Origin of the sequence: Paraburkholderia atlantica, from assembly GCF_000092885.1 — a bacterium.
Classification (GTDB): domain Bacteria; phylum Pseudomonadota; class Gammaproteobacteria; order Burkholderiales; family Burkholderiaceae; genus Paraburkholderia; species Paraburkholderia atlantica.
Map to the genome: position 1 here is coordinate 1481058 of NC_014118.1, position 16110 is coordinate 1497167.

The window sequence follows — 16110 nt, forward strand, 5'->3', positions numbered from 1 at the left end:
CAAAGCCCTCAACCGACACCCACTTCGAGGAGATGCCATGACTTCGCGCCCCGTCATCGACGATCTGTCGTCCTTCTGGATGCCCTTCACCGCCAACCGCCAGTTCAAGGCCGCGCCGCGCCTGCTGGAGTCGGCGAAGGGCATGTACTACCGAAGCACCGACGGGCGCGAGATTCTCGACGGCTGCGCCGGGCTGTGGTGCGTGAATGCCGGTCATAGCCGCGATGAAATCGTCGCCGCGATCACGCAGCAGCTGTCGACGCTCGACTTCGCGCCGACCTTCCAGATGGGCCACCCGCTCGCGTTCGAAGCGGCGACCAAGGTTGCCGAACTGATGCCGGAAGGGCTCGACCGCATCTTCTTCACGAACTCGGGCTCCGAATCGGTCGACACCGCGCTAAAAATCGCGCTCGCCTATCATCGGGCGCGCGGCGAAGGCCAGCGCACGCGTCTGATCGGCCGCGAGCGCGGCTATCACGGCGTCGGCTTCGGCGGCATTTCGGTCGGCGGCATCGCGCCGAATCGCAAGACGTTTTCGGGCGCGCTGCTGCCGGCGGTCGATCATCTGCCGCACACCCACAACCTCGAACACAACGCGTTCTCGAAGGGCCAGCCCGCATGGGGCGCGCATCTGGCCGAGGAATTGGAGCGCATCGTCGCGCTGCACGACGCTTCGACGATCGCCGCTGTGATCGTCGAACCGGTGGCCGGCTCGACCGGCGTGCTGATTCCGCCGCAAGGCTATCTGCAGAAGCTGCGCGAGATCTGCACGAAGCACGGCATCCTGCTGATCTTCGACGAGGTGATCACCGGCTTTGGCCGTCTCGGCAAGGCGACCGCGAGCGAACACTTCGGTGTCACACCGGACCTGATCACGATGGCGAAGGCGATCAACAACGCGTCGATTCCGATGGGTGCGGTCGCGGCGAGCCGCACGATCCATGACACGGTCGTCGGTAGCGGCGCGCCGGGCGCGATCGAGCTGTTCCACGGCTATACGTACTCGGCGCATCCGGCGGCGGCCGCGGCCGCGATCGCAACGCTCAATCTGTACCGCCGCGACCAGCTGTTCGAGCGCGCGGCCAGCCTCGCGCCGACGTTCGAAGCCGCCGCGCATGGGCTGCGCGGCGCGAAGCATGTGAAGGACGTGCGCAATCTCGGCCTCGTCGCGGGCATCGAGCTCGAATCGCGCGACGGTGCGCCGGGCGCGCGCGCTTACGAGGCGTTCGTCAAGTGCTTCGAGGCGGGCGTGCTGATCCGCTTCACCGGCGACATCCTCGCGTTCTCGCCGCCGCTGATCATCGACGAAGAGCAGATCGCGCGACTCTTCCGCACGGTTGGCGAGGTGCTGGCGACGGTGCAGTAAGAAGGCGCGCCAGCGCGCCCCCGGCCAACAACGAAAGAGCGGCGGCACGCCCATGCGTGCGCCGCTCTTTTCTATTGCCGCCGCTGCGCGAGCCGCAAGCTCAGTGATGCGCGCGCGACGCCCGCGTTTGCGCGGCCTTTTTCGCGGCAGCGGAGCGTCCGGCCGCGCCCTTCGTCGCCGCGGCCTTTTTGGCGGCGGCGGAGCGGCTCGCGGCAGGCCGCTCGGCCGCCGCCGACTTCGCCTGCTTCGACATCGCCGCCGACGACGCGCCGGCCTTGCTCTCGCGCTTGAGCACGCTCTCCGACACACGCGAGCGTTTAGCGCTCGACTCGTTGCTCGCGCTCTTCTTCGCGCCGACGTGCTTGCCCGCCGCACTGTCCTTCTGCGCTTTCTTGCGGGTCGTCTCGCTCGTCGCCCCCTTCTTGGGCGGCTTTACGTCGACGCCCGCGCGTCGCGCCTCGGACAGCCCGATCGCGATTGCCTGCTTCGGCGAGCGCACGCCGTGCTTGCCGGCGCGGACCTTGTCCACCTGTTCCTTGATGAACTCTCCCGCTTGGGTACTCGCTGATTTGCCCGCGCGTTTATCGGCCGCGGCACGCTTCAAGGTTTTCTGCTCTGGCATGACGGTTCTCCGGTTATGGTTGAGGCTCTATCGTTCAGCAACGAGCGTGCCGGAGCGCCTATCCGCGCCATGGCCCGGCGGTCGTTGCGCGGCGGGACTCGCGTGCATCGGCGGGACGGCGTATGGTTGTGGACATGGGACGGGAGTAAGCGCCGAGGCGCCAACTCAATTCGACCGCTTGCATGGAGACAGCCATGAAGATAGTTACGGTTCGCGCTGGCGCACATATCGAGGGCGTGCACTGGATCGCCGAGTACGTCGAAGACGTCCACGAAATTCGCGTGTTTCGCGAGGGGCAGGAAGTGGACGTGCACAACGCGCCGTCCACGCTGTTCGGCGATGAAGAAAACGCGGGCTCGAAAAACACCGCCGATCATCGCGCGATGGAAGCGGCCGTGCTCGCTTATCTGAAGCGGTTCGTCACGGAGCACGACGCGGAAGAGTAGGTTTCGCCGGCGGCAAAAGCCGCTGCGCAAGCGCATTCACCAGCACTCACGCGGCCATTGCGCGGCAGTCACGACGGAGCGCCGCGCGCCGCGTCCTCAATCCGCTGGCCGCAGTTTCTTCACCTCGGCGTCCGATGGCTGCACGCTCGCGCCATCCACATAGCGGTACGACGTCATCACACCCTTGCCGTCCTTCACGCCGGTCACGCCGACATACGCGCCCATGGTGGACTGATTGTCCTGCGCGCGGTACGTGATCGGACCGAACGGCGTCTGCACGTTGAGCCCCTTGAACGCGGCGGCGAGCTTGTCCGGATCGGTCGAACCCGCCTTCTTGATGCCGTCCGCGATCGACATCAGCGCCGAATAGCCGACCACCGAGCCCACCCGCGGATAGTCGTGATATCTGGCCTTATACGCGTCGACGAACTGCTTGTTCGCGGCCGTATCGATCGAATACCACGGGTAGCCGGTCACGATCCAGCCGGTCGGCGCTTCGGCGCCGAGCGGATCGAGGTAATCGGGCTCGCCGGTCAAGAGCGACACCACCGCGCGATCCTTGAAGAGCCCGCGTGTATTGCCCTCGCGCACGAACTTGCCGAGGTCGGCGGCGAACAGCACGTTGAAGATCGCGTCGGGCTTCGCGTCGGCGATCGCCTGGGTCACCGCGCCCGCGTCGACGTTGCCGAGCGGCGTCGCCTGTTCGACGACGAACTGCACGTCGGGCTGCGCGGCCGTCAGCAGCTTCTTGAAGGTCGCCACCGCCGATTGCCCGTACTCGTAGTTCGGATACACGATCGCCCAGCGCTTCTTCTTCAGCTTCGCGGCCTCGGGCACCAGCATCGCAACCTGCATGTAGGTCGAAGGACGTAGACGGTACGTGTATTTGTTGCCATCGGCCCAGACGATCTTGTCGGTCAGCGGTTCGGCGGCGAGGAAGAAGATCTTCTTCTGCTTCGCGAAGTCGGCGAGCGCGAGGCCCGTGTTCGACAGGAAGCCGCCGAACAGCAGCTGCACCTGCTCACGCGCGATCAGTTCCTGCGCAACGCGGACCGTGTCGCCGGGGTTGCCGCCGTCGTCACGCGAAATCACTTCGAGCTGCTTGCCTAGCACGCCGCCCGCCGCGTTCACCTGCTCGAGCGCGAGGTTCCAGCCTTGCTTGTAAGGCCCGAGAAAGGCGGGCTGAGCCTTGTAACTATTGATCTCGCCGATCTTGATGGTCTGCTGGGCGCTCGCGCCGAGCGCGGCAAACGAGCACACGGTCGACACCATGAGCCGAGAGATCCATCCTACGCGCGTGGTCATGCGTTAACTCCGTAATCAAAAGAATGGTTTTGTCAGACGTAGGAACGGGCGGACGGACAAGCGCGCGGACCTGCGCCCCTGCGGCCGGCGGCTCATTGCTCGCGCGGTTCCGCGCGGACTCTGGCCACGTTCGCGGCGACGTCTCCCATGCCGGCTTGCCGCCCGCGAGCTGCACGCGCAGGTACGACACGAGCTCGGCGACCTGGGCGCCGTTGAAACTATCGCAGTAAGCCGGCATCGTACCGAGTTCGGGCCGCGCAGGCGAGCCGATGCCGTCGAGGATCACGCGAATCAGGTTGCCCGGTGTCGCGCCGTGCAGGCTCGTATTCAGCACGAGCGACGGATGCAAGCCGAACAGTTGCGGGCGGCTGCCGGTGTGATGGCACGCCCCGCACGGTCGAAACGCCGCGCGCCCGCCGTGACCGGCGTGCCCGCCATCGTGGCGGTCCGCTCGAATTCCCGCGCGGTCGCGGTGAATTCACACGCTCAGATAGTCGCGCCTCACTGTTTCGTTGCGTGCGAGTTCGCCGATCGTGCCGCTGAAACGGATCTGCCCTTTTTCGAGCACATACGCGCGGTCGCTGACCAGCTCGGCAAAGTGCAGATTCTGTTCCGACAACAGAATGGACAACCCTTCGCGCTTCAGTTCGAGAATCATGTTTGCCATCTGCTCGACGATCACCGGCGCGACGCCTTCGGACGGTTCGTCGAGCAGCACCAGATACGGATTGCCCATCAGCGTGCGCGACACGGTCAGCATCTGCTGCTCGCCGCCGCTCATCTGGCCACCCGGACGCTTCGGCATTTCGCCGAGATTCGGAAACAGGCGGAACAGCTTGTCGGGCGTCCATTGCGGCGCGCCTTCGCGCGGCGGCTGGCGGCCCGTGTCGAGGTTCTCCATCACCGTCAGGTCCGCGAACACGCGGCGGTCTTCCGGCACGAAGCCGACCCCCATGCGCGCGATCTTGTACGGCGCAAGCGCGCTGATGTTCTGGCCGCGAAACGTCACTTCGCCGTGGCGGCGCGGCAGCAATCCCATCACCGCTTTCATCGTCGTCGATTTGCCGGCGCCGTTGCGGCCCATCAACGCGACCACTTCGCCCCGGCCGACTTCGAGGCCCACGTCGAACAGGATGTGCGCGCGGCCGTAGAACGCATTGAGGCCGGCGACTTTCAGCATCGGTTCGCTCATTGCAGCGCCCCCTTGCCGTTCTGCGTGTTGGCCTGCGCGTCCTGCAGCGACGCGTGCGGCCGGAACGTCTTGCCGGTGCCGAAATAGACCTCCTGCACACGGGCGTCGTTGCGGATCGTATCGGCGTCGCCCTCGGCGATCAGCTTGCCGCGCGCGAGCACGATCATCCGGTCGGCGTACGCGAACACGACGTCCATGCTGTGCTCGGTAAACAGCACGCCAATCTGGTGTTCGGTCACCAGACGCTTCGTCAACGCCATCAATTCGTTGCGTTCCTTCGGCGCCATGCCGGCGGTCGGTTCATCCATCAACAGCAGCTTCGGCCGGTTCGCCAGCGCGATCGCGAGCTCGACGCGCTTCACGTCGCCATACGCGAGCACGCCGCACGCGCGTTTCGCGTGCTCGCTCATGCCGACCTGTTCTAGCAGCGCGAACGCTTCGTCGGCATAGTGCGAACCCGCCGGCCTCCAGAGGCCGAAGGTCTTTTTCTCGCGCGACACGAGCGCCATCTGCACGTTTTCGAGCACCGTCATCGAGTTGAACGTCGCGGCGATCTGGAACGTGCGGCCCACGCCGCGCCGCCAGATATCGCGCGGCCGCATGCCGACGAGTTCATGACCGTCGAGCAGGATCGAACCCGAAGACGGCTGCAACTGGCCGTTGACCATGTTGAAACACGTCGATTTGCCCGCGCCGTTCGGGCCGAGCAGCGCCAGCAGTTGACCGGCCTCGAGCTCGAATGAAACGTCATCGACCGCCTTCAGCCCTCCGAATGATCGCGACAGACCGCTTACACGCAGCAGGCTCATAGGCCCTCCTTGACCGCGGCGGTCCGTTGCGATGGCGACGCGGCGCCGCCGTTGGTCCTGTCGGCCTGATCGCCGTTCGCGTCGCCGAAACGCACGCGAATGAAGCCGACGATGCCCTGCGGAAAGGCAATCACCAGCAGCAGGATCGCGAGGCCGAGCAGCGCCTGCCAGTAGTCGGTCTGTCGCGCAACCGTGTCCTGCAGCCACGTGAACACGGCCGCGCCGACGATCGGCCCGCTCAAGGTCTGCAAGCCGCCGAGCAGCACCATCACGAGGCCATCGACCGAACGGCTCACGCTGATCACTTCGGGCGAGATATTGCCCTTCGAAAACGCGTACAGCGATCCGGCGAGTCCGCAGAACAATGCCGCGATCACGAACGACGCCCACTGCACCCGCTTCACGTCGATGCCGATCGCCTCGGCGCGCAGCGCGGAATCGCGCGACGCGCGCATCGCGTAGCCGAGCGGCGAAAACAGCATGCGGCGCAACAGCCCCACGCCGAGCACCGCGCACGCGAGCGTCAGGTAGTAGAACGAGACTGGTGACGACAGCCAGTTCGACGGCCATAGGCCGAGAATGCCGTTGCTGCCGCCCGTCACATCGTCCCACTGGAACACGACCGACCAGACGATCTGCGCGAACGCGAGCGTCAGCATCGCGAGATAGACGCCGGAGAGGCGCACGCAGAACCAGCCGAACACGAGCGCGCCGACCACCGCGAGCAGCGGCCCGAGCAGCAACGCGGCTTCCATCGGCAGATTCAGCACTTTGAGAAACAGCGCCGCGCCGTAGGCGCCGAGTCCGAAGTACGCGGCATGGCCGAACGAATGCAGACCGCCCGGGCCCATGATGAAATGCAGGCTCGTCGCGAACAGCACCGCGATCAGGATTTCGACGAGCAGCACCGGCATGTACGGAAACGCGTTGGCCGCGAGCGGCGCCAGCACCAGCACCAGCAACACGAAGGCTGCGAGCCACTTCAGACGCTTGCCCGCCAGACGCAACGGCGTTTCCGGTGCGCCCATCGCGCGCACCGTGGCGCTTGCGCGGCCGAGCAGGCCCCACGGCCGCACCACCAGCACGACCGCCATCACGACGAATTCGGCCACCAGTGTAAAGCGGCTCAGCGATAAACCGATGCCGAAGATCGTCACGTGCCCGACGCCGATGCACAGCGCCTTGATTTCGGCGATCAGCAGCGCCGCGATGAACGCACCCGGAATCGAACCCATGCCGCCGACCACCACGACCACGAATGCATTGCCGATCGTCTCCAGGTCGAGCGACAGGTTCGCCGACATGCGCGGCCCTTGCAGCGCGCCGCCGAGTCCCGCCAGAAACGCGCCGACGAAGAACACGCCGGTAAACAGCCACGCCTGATTGATGCCGAGCGCGCCGAGCATCTCGCGATCCTGCGTCGCGGCGCGCACCAGCGTGCCCCAACGCGTGCGCGTCAACGCGTACCACAGCAGCAGCAAGACGACGGGACCGATCACGATCAGCGCGATGTCGTAAGTGGGCAGCGGATGGCCGAGAAAGTCGACCGCGCCCGCGAGATGCGGCGCGCGCGGACCGAACAGGTCGTCGGGGCCCCAAAGCCAGAGCGCGGCGTCGCGAAAGATCAGCACGAGCGCAAAGGTGGCGAGCAGATGGAACAGCTCGGGCGCCGGATAGATCCGCCGCAGCACGACCATTTCGACGAGCGCGCCCAACACCGCGACTGCGAGCGCGGCGGCCAGCACCGACAGCCAGAAGCCGCCCGCCGTTTGGCCAAACCGGCTCGCGATGCTGTACGCGACGTAGATGCCGAACATATAGAACGAGCCATGCGCAAAGTTGACGATGCGCGTCACGCCGAAGATCAACGACAAACCGGCGGCGACCAGAAACAGCGTCGACGCGTCGGCGAGTCCATTGACCAGTTGTACCAGCAGATTCGAAAGCATCGTGACCCTCGCCAGCTCGCCGAACGGCGCGCGCAACATGCGCTGCGGCCCGATCGACGGACGTTGCAGCGCGGGCGGCACCATGCGCGCCCGCGTCAAAGGCAGGACACTACCAGCGAAATCACCCGCGCAACAAGCGGAGTGCGTCCTTGTGGCCGAGCGGCACGTCGATCGCGGTGCCGAGCGTGCCGATCTTCTTCGCCGACGGCACCAGAACGGCGCCTTTCTCGACCGCCGCGCGCAACGGCGCGCCAAGCTTCGGATGCGGGATCGCGGCCGCATGTTCGAGCTCGCCCGCCTCGCCGACGATCGCCAACTTGCCGTAGCGTTGCGCCTCGCCGGGCGCGATGCCGATCGCTTCGATGCAGCGCTTGCCGAGCAGCGCGCCGAGTTGCTCGGCGGCTTCGATCAGCGCGTCGAGCTTCACCTCGTAGCGGCCCGCATACGCATTATCGATCACGGCGATCGCGACCGCACGGCACGCGGACGGCTCGACGGTCTGGCTGCACGATCAGCTTGCGAAGCCTGATCGCCATTTCCGCTCTCCGAGATTCGTTGCATTGCGGTTTGCTGTGAGTTGGTGCGCACCGCTTCAGTTTCAGCGCAAGCCATCCTTGAGGCTTGACTGCACCGACGTTCTTAACGTCCGGCTTTTGCACGTCTGCATTTTGAACGTTCGTCGCGGCTGTATTTCCTCGCGTTCTTCTTCGTTGCCATGTTGCGCATTCTTTGCGTTGTGTTGCGCCGTCAGTCGTTGCGGCGTGGTTCTTTCTTTTCCCGTCGAATCGGCCCACTGCAACGTCGAAATCGAATAACTATGATTTTGACCGTTCTACGCCCGAAGTGAACTTCGGGAGACCGGTGGTGACGTCACGCGATATATGGGGATGCAGATCAAACTGACGCATATCTTAAAAATTGTGTTCAACCAGATGGTCTGGTTTAATCGTTGGTTCGTACAACCAATGAGAAAAAGACGATGGTCTGGATTTACAAGCATGAGAGCCACAAGTTGTATCACGACGACGAATACATCACAGATACTGGATATTCCGGTAAGGGCGAGCACAAGGACAGACACAGTAGCCAGTATGTCCGCGACAAAGGACCGATCCCCGTTGGCCTGTATGAAATTACGGCACCTTTTCCGCACCCCAAGACTGGACGGCATTCGATGCGGCTCAACCCCGTTGCGGGAACGAGCCTGGGCGGGCGCGACGGCTTCATGATCCACGGCGACAGCATTAAAGAACCCGGCAACGCGTCAAATGGATGTATTGTTCTGCACTTGCCATACCGCCAGCAAATCTGGAACAGTGGCGACAGAATGCTTAGGGTGGAACATCCATGAAACGCGCTCTTGCAGTCCTGCTGCTATCCCTTCCCGCGTTATGCCTGGCGCAAGGTAGACCGAACCCGCCATGCGACAGGTGGCCGACCAACATCGCAGAAGGGAGACTAAAAAGCGCTGGCATGCTTGGCAGCATCGACTACACGAAAACCGAAGCCGTGCAACTCGCGTCCGAAAAAATAGGAAAATATGAGGATGGCGAACAACTGTGGCGTGAGGTCTATCACATTACCTTCTATGAAAAAAACGGCAATAAGGTCAAGGTAATTACTGTGGACGACGCCGGCGAATTTGAATGTTCGATGAGTTCCGTAGAGGTCTTTGTCGTTTCGAAGCATTTGCTGCCAGGAGTCGAGAACGACAGAATTTTCAAGCAGATAGAGTGAGGCCCTTTGAACCCATGAAACACGCTTTTGCAGTCCTGCTGCTATCCTTTCCCGCGCTATGCCTGGCCGAAACCGGCCCATACCCCCCATGCGGCGACCGATTTCCGGCCTATGTGGCCCAGATGGCGGTAAGAAAAACTGACATCCTCTCCTTGGATTTCGATGCTATGAAAACAAAAGCCGTGCGGCTGGCGTCCGAGAAAATCGGCAAATATGAGGATGGCGAGCCAATGTGGCGCGGGGTCTATCAGATTACCTTTGAGGAGCGAAATGGAAATAAGATCAAACTGGTTGCTGTGTATGAGATAGGCGAACTGGAGTGCATGATTACTGACGAACAGTTTCTTATCGTCTCAAAACAGTTGCAGCGTGTCAGCGGGGACACTCGGTACAGGCAGATCGAGTGACCCGCGCCGGTTCGGAGGCGGACCCGCTTCGCGTGGGTCTTTTTTACATTGAGCAAGGAATCGGCCTTGCGTCGTTATAACTTAGCTCTGTCCGTCAACTTCAAAAAATGGAGGTAGGCGTGGGCGCTCTTTCCATTTGGCACTGGCTGGTGTTTGTTCTTATTGTCGTCATCGCGGAGATTATCCCGCTATGGCTGATCCTGAAGAAGGCGGGATATGCGGGAGCCTGGTCACTGCTTGCCTTCATTCCGGTGGTGAACGTCGTTCTACTGTGGTTCATTGCCCTGGCCCGCTGGCCTGCATTGAACTCAAGACAGTCCTGACCTGTCGCGTCCGGTCTGAATGGACGAACTGAAATGGCCGGCCGCTAACGCAAGCGTTCCTACCGTGAGCACGCCTGCTCTCGCGAGGGGATCAAGAAGACTGTGCGCGGCGTTCGTGCAGGTGCCGGCAAGCATCGTAGCGACGACCGCCGCATAAAAAAACGCGCGACGGAGATATCCGTCGCGCGTATGCTGATTGGCTCTGAAAACTACGCGCGGTCTTTACGACTTCGCCGCCGCGGCCGCCGCATCATCCTCACGGAACAGCTTGTCGGCCAGATGGAACGCCGAGTTGGCCGCCGGCACGCCGACGTAAATCGCGGTCTGCAGCAGCACTTCCTTGATCTGTTCGCGCGTGACGCCGTTGTTCTTCGCGGCGCGCAGGTGCAGCGCGAGTTCTTCGCTGCGATTCAACGCAACCATCATCGCGATCGTCAGCAGGCTGCGCGTATGACGCGGCAGACCTTCACGCGTCCAGATCTCGCCCCACGCATAGCGCGTGATCAGGTTCTGGAACTCCTCGGTCAGCTCGGTGCGGTTCGCGAGCGAACGGTCGACGTGTGCGTTGCCCAGCACCGCGCGACGTACGCCCATTCCGGCTTCGTAACGGTCTTCATCGTTCATTTTGCCTCCGTCAGGAAGTCGAGCACGGTCTTCGTGAACTCGTCGACCTTTTCGATGTTTGAGATATGCGAGGCGTCGAGCTCGACGTAGCGTGCGCCCGGAATCGACTGTGCGAGTTCGCGGCCCTGCGCGGGCGTGGCGGCAAGGTCGTGCGTGCCGCTGATCACGAGCGTCGGCAGCTTGATGCCCGGCGTTTCGGGACGCAGATCGGCCGCGTCGATCGCGTCGCAGTTCGACGCGTAGCCTTCCTTGTCGGTGTGCACGAACACGTCGCGGATCATCGCCAGCACGACCGGCTCGCGCTCGATGAAGTCTGCCGTGAACCAGCGCGGCAGCACCGCGTCGGCGAGTGCGAGCATGCCTTCGGAGCGCGCCTTCGCGGCGCGCGGCACCCAGACTTCCGGCGAGCCGATGCGCGCGGCCGTATTGCACAGCACGACGCGCTCGAAGCGGTCGCCGTGACGCGCGGCGAGCCCGATGCCGGTCAGGCCGCCCATTGAAATGCCGCAGAAATTCGCGCGCGCGATCTTCAGCGTATCCATCAGACCGAGCACGTCGCCGGTCAGTTGCTCGATCGTGTACGGGCCCTTCGGCGCTTCCGAATGGCCGTGACCGCGCGTATCGTAGCGCAGCACGCGGAAGTGCTTCGACAACGCCGCGACCTGCGGCGTCCACATGGACATATCGCAGCCGAGCGAATTCGACAGCACGAGCCACGGCGCGTGGCCGTGACGGTCGCCGTCGATGCGATAGTGAAGCTCGGTGCCGTTGACTGCGGCGTAGGGCATGCCGGTTACTCCTTGGAATGGGCGCGCTGCGCGCGCGTGGTGTGAAGCGTCAGCGCGGCGTCGACATATGCGTGCGCCTGGCCGACGTATTGAGCGGGATCGAGCAGCTGCTTCAGGCGCTCGATCGAAAGATGTTCGGTGACGCCCGCATCGGCGGCAAGCACGTCGTACAGCGTCTTGCCGTCGCGAATCGCCGCCTTCGACGCGCGCTCGATCAGATGATGCGCGTCGAGCCGGCCAATGCTGTCGCCGAGCGCGAGCATCACCGCTTCGCCAAGGATCAGGCCGTGCGTGACGTCGAGATTCTTCGCGAGCCGCGGCACGTTCACGTTCAAGCCGGACGCGATCTGTTCGATGTTCGCGAGCGCGCCGCCCGCGAGACGCGCGAGGTCCGGCAACGCGTCCCATTCGGCTTGCCAGCCGCCGAGCGCGCGTTCGTGCTCTTGCACCATGCCGGCGAACACGGTCGCCACGAGGCCGGGCGCGCGCGTCGCGGCCGTCAGCACCGCCGCGCAACCGACCGGGTTGCGCTTGTGCGGCATCGTCGACGATCCGCCCTTCCCGGCCGCCGCCGGTTCGGCGAGTTCGTCGATTTCGGTTTGCATCTGCAGCGACACATCGCGCGCGATCTTGCCGAGCGTGCCGATCAGCATGCCGAACAGCGACGCCGTCTCGGCGATGCGATCGCGCTGCGTATGCCACGGCAAGGTCGGCACCGCGAGGCCGAGTTCCTGGGCGAGCGACTGCGTGACCAGCGGCGCCGCCTCGCGCAGACTCGCGAGCGTGCCGGCCGCACCGCCGAATTGCAGCACCAGCACGCGCTCGCGCAACGCATCGAGCCGCTCGCGATGACGCAACAGCGCGTCGAGCCATTGCGCGAACTTCAGACCCAGCGTGATTGGCAGCGCCTGTTGCAGCCATGTGCGGCCGATCATCGGCGTCGCGCGATGGGTGGCCGCGAGTTTCGCGATCGCGTCGCAGGTGGCTTGCAGGCCGTTGTCGAGCAGGTCGAAGGTGTCGCGCAGTTGCAGCACCGTCCCGGTATCGATGATGTCCTGGCTCGTCGCTCCCCAATGCACGTATTTGCCCGCTTCGGCATCGGCGGCTTTGACACGTGCGGTCAGTTGCTTGACGAGCGGAATCGCGAGGTTGCCGCCGAGCGCGGCGTCGCGTGCGAGCGCGTCAGCGTCGAGCTGGTCGGCCTGGCAGGCCGCTTCGATCGCGGGGACGGCGGATTCGGGAATGACTTTGTGCGCGGCAGAGGCACGTGCGAGCGCGGCTTCGACGTCGAGCATCCGCTGCAGCGTGGCACGCGGCGCCCAGATGTCGTTCATCGGCTGTGTGCCGCAAAGAAGGCCAGTCAGACGGGCGCTGGAGTCGAGCATGGTGACGACGATGTTTGAGGGAATCGGAAATGAAGCAGCGGCGCGGCGCGCAGCGGTTCGAAGCAGACACCGCGGTGGACCAGCGCTTGTAGCGCGCTCGTGCCATATGCGTGCCGCGCTTTGTGCTGCGTATTGTGCGCCAAACGCGGCCAGGCTGTCGCTGATGTTGCCAGGCCAGCGCTGACGAAGAGTTTGCCCCGTCAGCGCTGGCCCGTTCGTGCAATGCTGCCTTCAGACGAGGCGCCATCGACGCGGCCGCAAAGCGGGCCGCCGCCGCGACGCCTCAGCCAACCATCAGGCCGCGCGCGCGGCCTGCGTGCCGTCGGTCATCGGCACGCCGGTCAGCTTTAGCAGTTCGTCGAAGCCGATGTCCGTGAAAATCTCGCGCACGACGAGGCCCTCCTTCGTCACGTCGATCATCGCGAGGTCCGTATAGATACGGGTCACGCAGCCGATACCGGTGACCGGATACGAGCACTCGGCGGTGATCTTGCTTTCGCCTTGCTTGGTCAGGTGCTCCATCATCACGTAGACCTGCTTCGCGCCGATCGCGAGGTCCATCGCGCCGCCGACCGCCGGAATCGCGTCGGGCGCGCCGGTGTGCCAGTTCGCAAGGTCGCCCTTCGCCGACACCTGGAACGCGCCGAGCACGCAGAAGTCCAGATGGCCGCCGCGCATCATCGCGAACGAATCCGCGTGATGGAAGTAGGCGCCGCCCGTCAGCAGCGTGACGTGCTGCTTGCCGGCGTTGATCAGTTCGTCGTCTTCTTCGCCCTTCGCCGGTGCCGGCCCCATGCCGAGCAGACCGTTTTCGCTGTGCAGAAAAATTTCCTTGTCGGCGCCGAGGTGGTTCGCCACCAGCGTCGGCACGCCGATGCCGAGGTTCACATAAGCGCCTTCAGGGATGTCCTGGGCAACGCGCTTGGCCATTTCATCGCGGGTCAGTTTCTTCATGTCGGTCTCCGGGTCAGGCAGCAGCGTCGTGAGGATTGGGCGTGGGAAGATGCGCCGCTTGCGGCACTTCGATCACGCGTTGCACGAAAATGCCGGGCGTGACGATTTCTTCCGGATCGAGGCCGCCGAGCGGCACCACTTCCGACACCTGCACGATTGCGGTCTTCGCGGCGCTCGCCATGATCGGCCCGAAGTTACGCGCGGTCTTGCGATAGACCAGGTTGCCCCAGCGGTCGCCCTTGTACGCCTTGATCAGCGCGAAGTCTGCGTGCAGCGGCGCTTCGAGCACGTAGTGACGGCCGTCGATCAGGCGCGTTTCCTTGCCTTCGGCGAGCTTGGTGCCGTACGCGGTCGGCGTGAAGAAGCCGCCGATGCCCGCGCCCGCCGCGCGGATGCGCTCGGCGAGATTGCCTTGCGGCACGAGTTCGAGTTCGATTTCGCCGGCGCGATAGAGCGCGTCGAACACATACGAGTCGGTCTGGCGCGGGAACGAGCAGATGATCTTGCGCACGCGCTTGGCCTTCAGCAGCGCCGCGAGGCCGATGTCGCCGTTACCGGCGTTGTTGTTGACGATGGTCAGGTCGCGCGCGCCCTGCTCGATCAGCGCGTCGATCAGTTCGGACGGCATGCCGGCCGTGCCGAAGCCGCCGATCATGACGGTCGCGCCGTCGTGGACATCGGCGACCGCCGATTGAAGTGTCTCGAAAATCTTGTTGATCATGTCGAATTTCCTTTGGGGGCGCTACGTGCCGCTGGGCTGACAGCCCTCGCCGACCTGGCTCGCTGCAAAGCTCGCGCGGAAACAGTCTCCGGGCATGCTGGCGACGGCTCGCGAGGGGAAGAGCGGGCTGGCGCCTTCGATTGATTCGCCGCTGAATTTGTTCGTTACATGAACAGTGATTCGTTTAGCGAACGCTTCGGCGATTATGGTTGTCCTGTGGGCGGGTTGTCAAGGCAGGGAAACCCCCTTCATCATAGGTCGCCGCTCGCGGCGGCGAAGGTCCGCGGTTGCCCTCGTCCAGTGCCTGCCGTGCGCGCGAAAAAGCCGATCGCGCAAAATCCCACTATGCTTACGGGCGATTTTTCAACTAGGCTCTATAGCGATACGGTATAGGCACCGCCTTGCCTCGCCCGCGCCGCGAGCCATAACTAGTATGTCCGAGACACATCTGGATCTGAATCTGATCCCCTATCTGGTCGCGATGGAAGACACGCGCAACGTGAGCCGCGCCGCCGAGCAGCTCGGCGTGAGCCAGCCGCGCGTGAGCACCGCGCTTGGCCGCCTGCGCGAATACTTCGACGATCCGCTGTTCGTGCGCACGTCGAAAGGCATGGAGCCGACACCGCGCGCGCTCGCGATCCTGCCTGCCGCACGCGACGCGCTGCTGCGCATCGAGAAAGGCATGCTCGACGTGCAGGACTTCGATCCGGCGACGAGCACGCACACGTTCTCGATCGCGCTGTCCGACGTCGGCGAGATTGTGTTTCTGCCGCGTCTTTTGCAGCTGTTCGCCGAGCGCGCGCCGTCCGCGAATCTGCGCTCGGTCACGCTGTCGCCGTCGCAGGTGGAGCGCGGGCTCGAATCGGGCGATGTCGATCTCGCCGTCGGCTATTTTCCGGACCTGGCGGGCAACAACTTCTTTCAGCAGCGGCTCTTCACGCACCGCTTCATCTGCCTGATGCGCAGCGGACATCCGCTGTCGAAGGGGCCGCTTACCCTCGAACAATACGTGGCGTCGGGGCATGCGGTCGTGCGCGCCGAGGGACGCAGCCAGGAAGTGCTCGAGCAGTACCTCGAAAAGAAGCGCATCAAGCGGCGCGCGGTGCTCGAAACGCCGCACTTCATGAGCCTGCCTTTCATCCTCGCGCGCACCGATCTGCTCGCGACCGTACCGCACGCGATCGGCTTCGCGTACGTGTCGGAGCACGCGTCGATCATGCTCGTCGAGCCGCCGCTGCCGCTGCCGCGCTTCGACCTGAGGCAGCACTGGCATCGCAAGTTTCATAACGATCCGCGCCTCAGTTGGCTGCGCGGCGTGGTCGCCGAACTGTTCAACGACGCAATGGACGAATGGCCGAAGTAGCCGCTTGAAGCAAGCCCGCGACCGCCCCGACGAAAGGGGCATCGGCATCTTCGGGCGCAAAACATGGAACAATCACCGGAGTTACTGACCCCGCGCGCCGCGCAGCGTCGACGCGCGAT

General features: G+C 64.2%; 17 protein-coding genes and 2 pseudogenes. 7 read left to right on the top strand and 12 right to left on the bottom strand.

The genetic code is table 11. From position 1 onward, the window contains the following. Positions 1 to 37 precede the first annotated feature (37 nt). A complete protein-coding gene (gene aptA / locus BC1002_RS22675; protein ID WP_013092327.1) occupies positions 38 to 1366 on the top strand; it encodes an omega-aminotransferase AptA in 1329 nt (442 codons plus the stop codon). A 100-nt stretch (positions 1367 to 1466) separates the two neighbouring features. On the opposite strand, the gene BC1002_RS22680 is transcribed toward aptA, so the two are convergent. Beyond that, complete coding sequence (locus tag BC1002_RS22680; RefSeq protein WP_013092328.1) at positions 1467 to 1988, bottom strand: DUF6496 domain-containing protein; 522 nt, start codon at positions 1986 to 1988, stop codon at positions 1467 to 1469. A gap of 194 nt (positions 1989 to 2182) precedes the next feature. On the opposite strand from BC1002_RS22680, the gene BC1002_RS22685 reads away from it, so the two are divergent. Beyond that, complete coding sequence (locus BC1002_RS22685) at positions 2183 to 2434, top strand: hypothetical protein (RefSeq protein ID WP_013092329.1); 252 nt, start codon at positions 2183 to 2185, stop codon at positions 2432 to 2434. A 96-nt stretch (positions 2435 to 2530) separates the two neighbouring features. On the opposite strand, the gene BC1002_RS22690 is transcribed toward BC1002_RS22685, so the two are convergent. The 6 genes and pseudogenes from BC1002_RS22690 to BC1002_RS22715 form a co-directional block, all read right to left on the bottom strand. Beyond that, positions 2531 to 3739 (bottom strand): ABC transporter substrate-binding protein, encoded by a 1209-nt coding sequence (locus tag BC1002_RS22690; RefSeq protein ID WP_013092330.1) that lies wholly within the window; start codon positions 3737 to 3739, stop codon positions 2531 to 2533. A 92-nt stretch (positions 3740 to 3831) separates the two neighbouring features. After that, positions 3832 to 4210 (bottom strand): annotated as a pseudogene (locus BC1002_RS39015) (c-type cytochrome); the annotation flags it as partial. 7 nt (positions 4211 to 4217) lie between these two features. Further along, the gene (locus BC1002_RS22700) at positions 4218 to 4931 is read right to left on the bottom strand and encodes an ABC transporter ATP-binding protein (protein WP_013092331.1); all 714 of its coding nucleotides are present in this window, start codon (positions 4929 to 4931) and stop codon (positions 4218 to 4220) included. Next, a complete protein-coding gene (locus BC1002_RS22705; RefSeq protein WP_013092332.1) occupies positions 4928 to 5740 on the bottom strand; it encodes an ABC transporter ATP-binding protein in 813 nt (270 codons plus the stop codon). The genes BC1002_RS22700 and BC1002_RS22705 overlap by 4 nt, the downstream gene beginning before the upstream one ends. Further along, positions 5737 to 7689, bottom strand: a complete 1953-nt coding sequence (locus BC1002_RS22710; RefSeq protein ID WP_041735378.1) for an ABC transporter permease — start codon at positions 7687 to 7689, stop codon at positions 5737 to 5739. Before BC1002_RS22710 ends, BC1002_RS22705 begins: the two co-directional genes overlap by 4 nt. A 142-nt stretch (positions 7690 to 7831) precedes the next feature. Continuing rightward, positions 7832 to 8225 (bottom strand): annotated as a pseudogene (locus tag BC1002_RS22715) (amino acid synthesis family protein); the annotation flags it as partial. Between the two features lie 443 nt (positions 8226 to 8668). Between BC1002_RS22715 and BC1002_RS22720 the strand changes: the two are divergent. From BC1002_RS22720 to BC1002_RS22735, 4 genes are all read left to right on the top strand, one after another. Next, on the top strand, positions 8669 to 9040 hold the full coding sequence (locus BC1002_RS22720) for a tlde1 domain-containing protein (protein WP_013092334.1): 372 nt from the start codon (positions 8669 to 8671) through the stop codon (positions 9038 to 9040). Then, entirely contained in the window at positions 9037 to 9426 is a 390-nt protein-coding gene (locus BC1002_RS22725) for a hypothetical protein (protein WP_013092335.1), read from the top strand. Before BC1002_RS22720 ends, BC1002_RS22725 begins: the two co-directional genes overlap by 4 nt. 14 nt (positions 9427 to 9440) lie before the next feature. Beyond that, positions 9441 to 9833 (top strand): hypothetical protein, encoded by a 393-nt coding sequence (locus tag BC1002_RS22730; RefSeq protein WP_013092336.1) that lies wholly within the window; start codon positions 9441 to 9443, stop codon positions 9831 to 9833. A 119-nt stretch (positions 9834 to 9952) separates the two neighbouring features. Then, complete coding sequence (locus BC1002_RS22735) at positions 9953 to 10156, top strand: Sec-independent protein translocase family protein (RefSeq protein ID WP_013092337.1); 204 nt, start codon at positions 9953 to 9955, stop codon at positions 10154 to 10156. Between the two features lie 222 nt (positions 10157 to 10378). Here the strand turns inward: BC1002_RS22735 and pcaC are convergent, their stop codons facing one another. From pcaC to BC1002_RS22760, 5 genes are all read right to left on the bottom strand, one after another. Beyond that, positions 10379 to 10780, bottom strand: a complete 402-nt coding sequence (gene pcaC / locus BC1002_RS22740) for a 4-carboxymuconolactone decarboxylase (RefSeq protein WP_013092338.1) — start codon at positions 10778 to 10780, stop codon at positions 10379 to 10381. Further along, positions 10777 to 11568, bottom strand: coding sequence for a 3-oxoadipate enol-lactonase (pcaD, locus tag BC1002_RS22745; RefSeq protein WP_013092339.1), 792 nt, complete (start codon positions 11566 to 11568; stop codon positions 10777 to 10779). The genes pcaC and pcaD overlap by 4 nt, the downstream gene beginning before the upstream one ends. A gap of 5 nt (positions 11569 to 11573) precedes the next feature. Further along, positions 11574 to 12953 carry a 3-carboxy-cis,cis-muconate cycloisomerase gene (locus BC1002_RS22750; protein WP_013092340.1) on the bottom strand — a complete coding sequence of 460 codons (1380 nt, stop codon included), beginning with the start codon at positions 12951 to 12953 and terminating at the stop codon, positions 11574 to 11576. Between the two features lie 294 nt (positions 12954 to 13247). Then, the gene (locus tag BC1002_RS22755; RefSeq protein WP_013092341.1) at positions 13248 to 13907 is read right to left on the bottom strand and encodes a 3-oxoacid CoA-transferase subunit B; all 660 of its coding nucleotides are present in this window, start codon (positions 13905 to 13907) and stop codon (positions 13248 to 13250) included. Between the two features lie 13 nt (positions 13908 to 13920). Continuing rightward, positions 13921 to 14628 (bottom strand): 3-oxoacid CoA-transferase subunit A, encoded by a 708-nt coding sequence (locus tag BC1002_RS22760; RefSeq protein ID WP_013092342.1) that lies wholly within the window; start codon positions 14626 to 14628, stop codon positions 13921 to 13923. Positions 14629 to 15061: 433 nt separating this feature from the next. Here BC1002_RS22760 and BC1002_RS22765 point away from each other — a divergent pair, with 433 nt between their 5' ends. Further along, positions 15062 to 15991, top strand: a complete 930-nt coding sequence (locus BC1002_RS22765) for a LysR family transcriptional regulator (RefSeq protein WP_013092343.1) — start codon at positions 15062 to 15064, stop codon at positions 15989 to 15991. Positions 15992 to 16110: the final 119 nt, after the last annotated feature.

Excerpts from the sequence above, each read along its gene's own strand:
- aptA (WP_013092327.1), top strand. The coding sequence starts at position 38 with ATGACTTCGCGCCCCGTCATCGACGATCTGTCGTCCTTCTGGATGCCC.
- BC1002_RS22680 (WP_013092328.1), bottom strand. The coding sequence starts at position 1,988 with ATGCCAGAGCAGAAAACCTTGAAGCGTGCCGCGGCCGATAAACGCGCG.
- BC1002_RS22685 (WP_013092329.1), top strand. The coding sequence starts at position 2,183 with ATGAAGATAGTTACGGTTCGCGCTGGCGCACATATCGAGGGCGTGCAC.
- BC1002_RS22690 (WP_013092330.1), bottom strand. The coding sequence starts at position 3,739 with ATGACCACGCGCGTAGGATGGATCTCTCGGCTCATGGTGTCGACCGTG.
- BC1002_RS22700 (WP_013092331.1), bottom strand. The coding sequence starts at position 4,931 with ATGAGCGAACCGATGCTGAAAGTCGCCGGCCTCAATGCGTTCTACGGC.
- BC1002_RS22705 (WP_013092332.1), bottom strand. The coding sequence starts at position 5,740 with ATGAGCCTGCTGCGTGTAAGCGGTCTGTCGCGATCATTCGGAGGGCTG.
- BC1002_RS22710 (WP_041735378.1), bottom strand. The coding sequence starts at position 7,689 with ATGCTTTCGAATCTGCTGGTACAACTGGTCAATGGACTCGCCGACGCG.
- BC1002_RS22720 (WP_013092334.1), top strand. The coding sequence starts at position 8,669 with ATGGTCTGGATTTACAAGCATGAGAGCCACAAGTTGTATCACGACGAC.
- BC1002_RS22725 (WP_013092335.1), top strand. The coding sequence starts at position 9,037 with ATGAAACGCGCTCTTGCAGTCCTGCTGCTATCCCTTCCCGCGTTATGC.
- BC1002_RS22730 (WP_013092336.1), top strand. The coding sequence starts at position 9,441 with ATGAAACACGCTTTTGCAGTCCTGCTGCTATCCTTTCCCGCGCTATGC.
- pcaC (WP_013092338.1), bottom strand. The coding sequence starts at position 10,780 with ATGAACGATGAAGACCGTTACGAAGCCGGAATGGGCGTACGTCGCGCG.
- pcaD (WP_013092339.1), bottom strand. The coding sequence starts at position 11,568 with ATGCCCTACGCCGCAGTCAACGGCACCGAGCTTCACTATCGCATCGAC.
- BC1002_RS22750 (WP_013092340.1), bottom strand. The coding sequence starts at position 12,953 with ATGCTCGACTCCAGCGCCCGTCTGACTGGCCTTCTTTGCGGCACACAG.
- BC1002_RS22755 (WP_013092341.1), bottom strand. The coding sequence starts at position 13,907 with ATGAAGAAACTGACCCGCGATGAAATGGCCAAGCGCGTTGCCCAGGAC.
- BC1002_RS22760 (WP_013092342.1), bottom strand. The coding sequence starts at position 14,628 with ATGATCAACAAGATTTTCGAGACACTTCAATCGGCGGTCGCCGATGTC.
- BC1002_RS22765 (WP_013092343.1), top strand. The coding sequence starts at position 15,062 with ATGTCCGAGACACATCTGGATCTGAATCTGATCCCCTATCTGGTCGCG.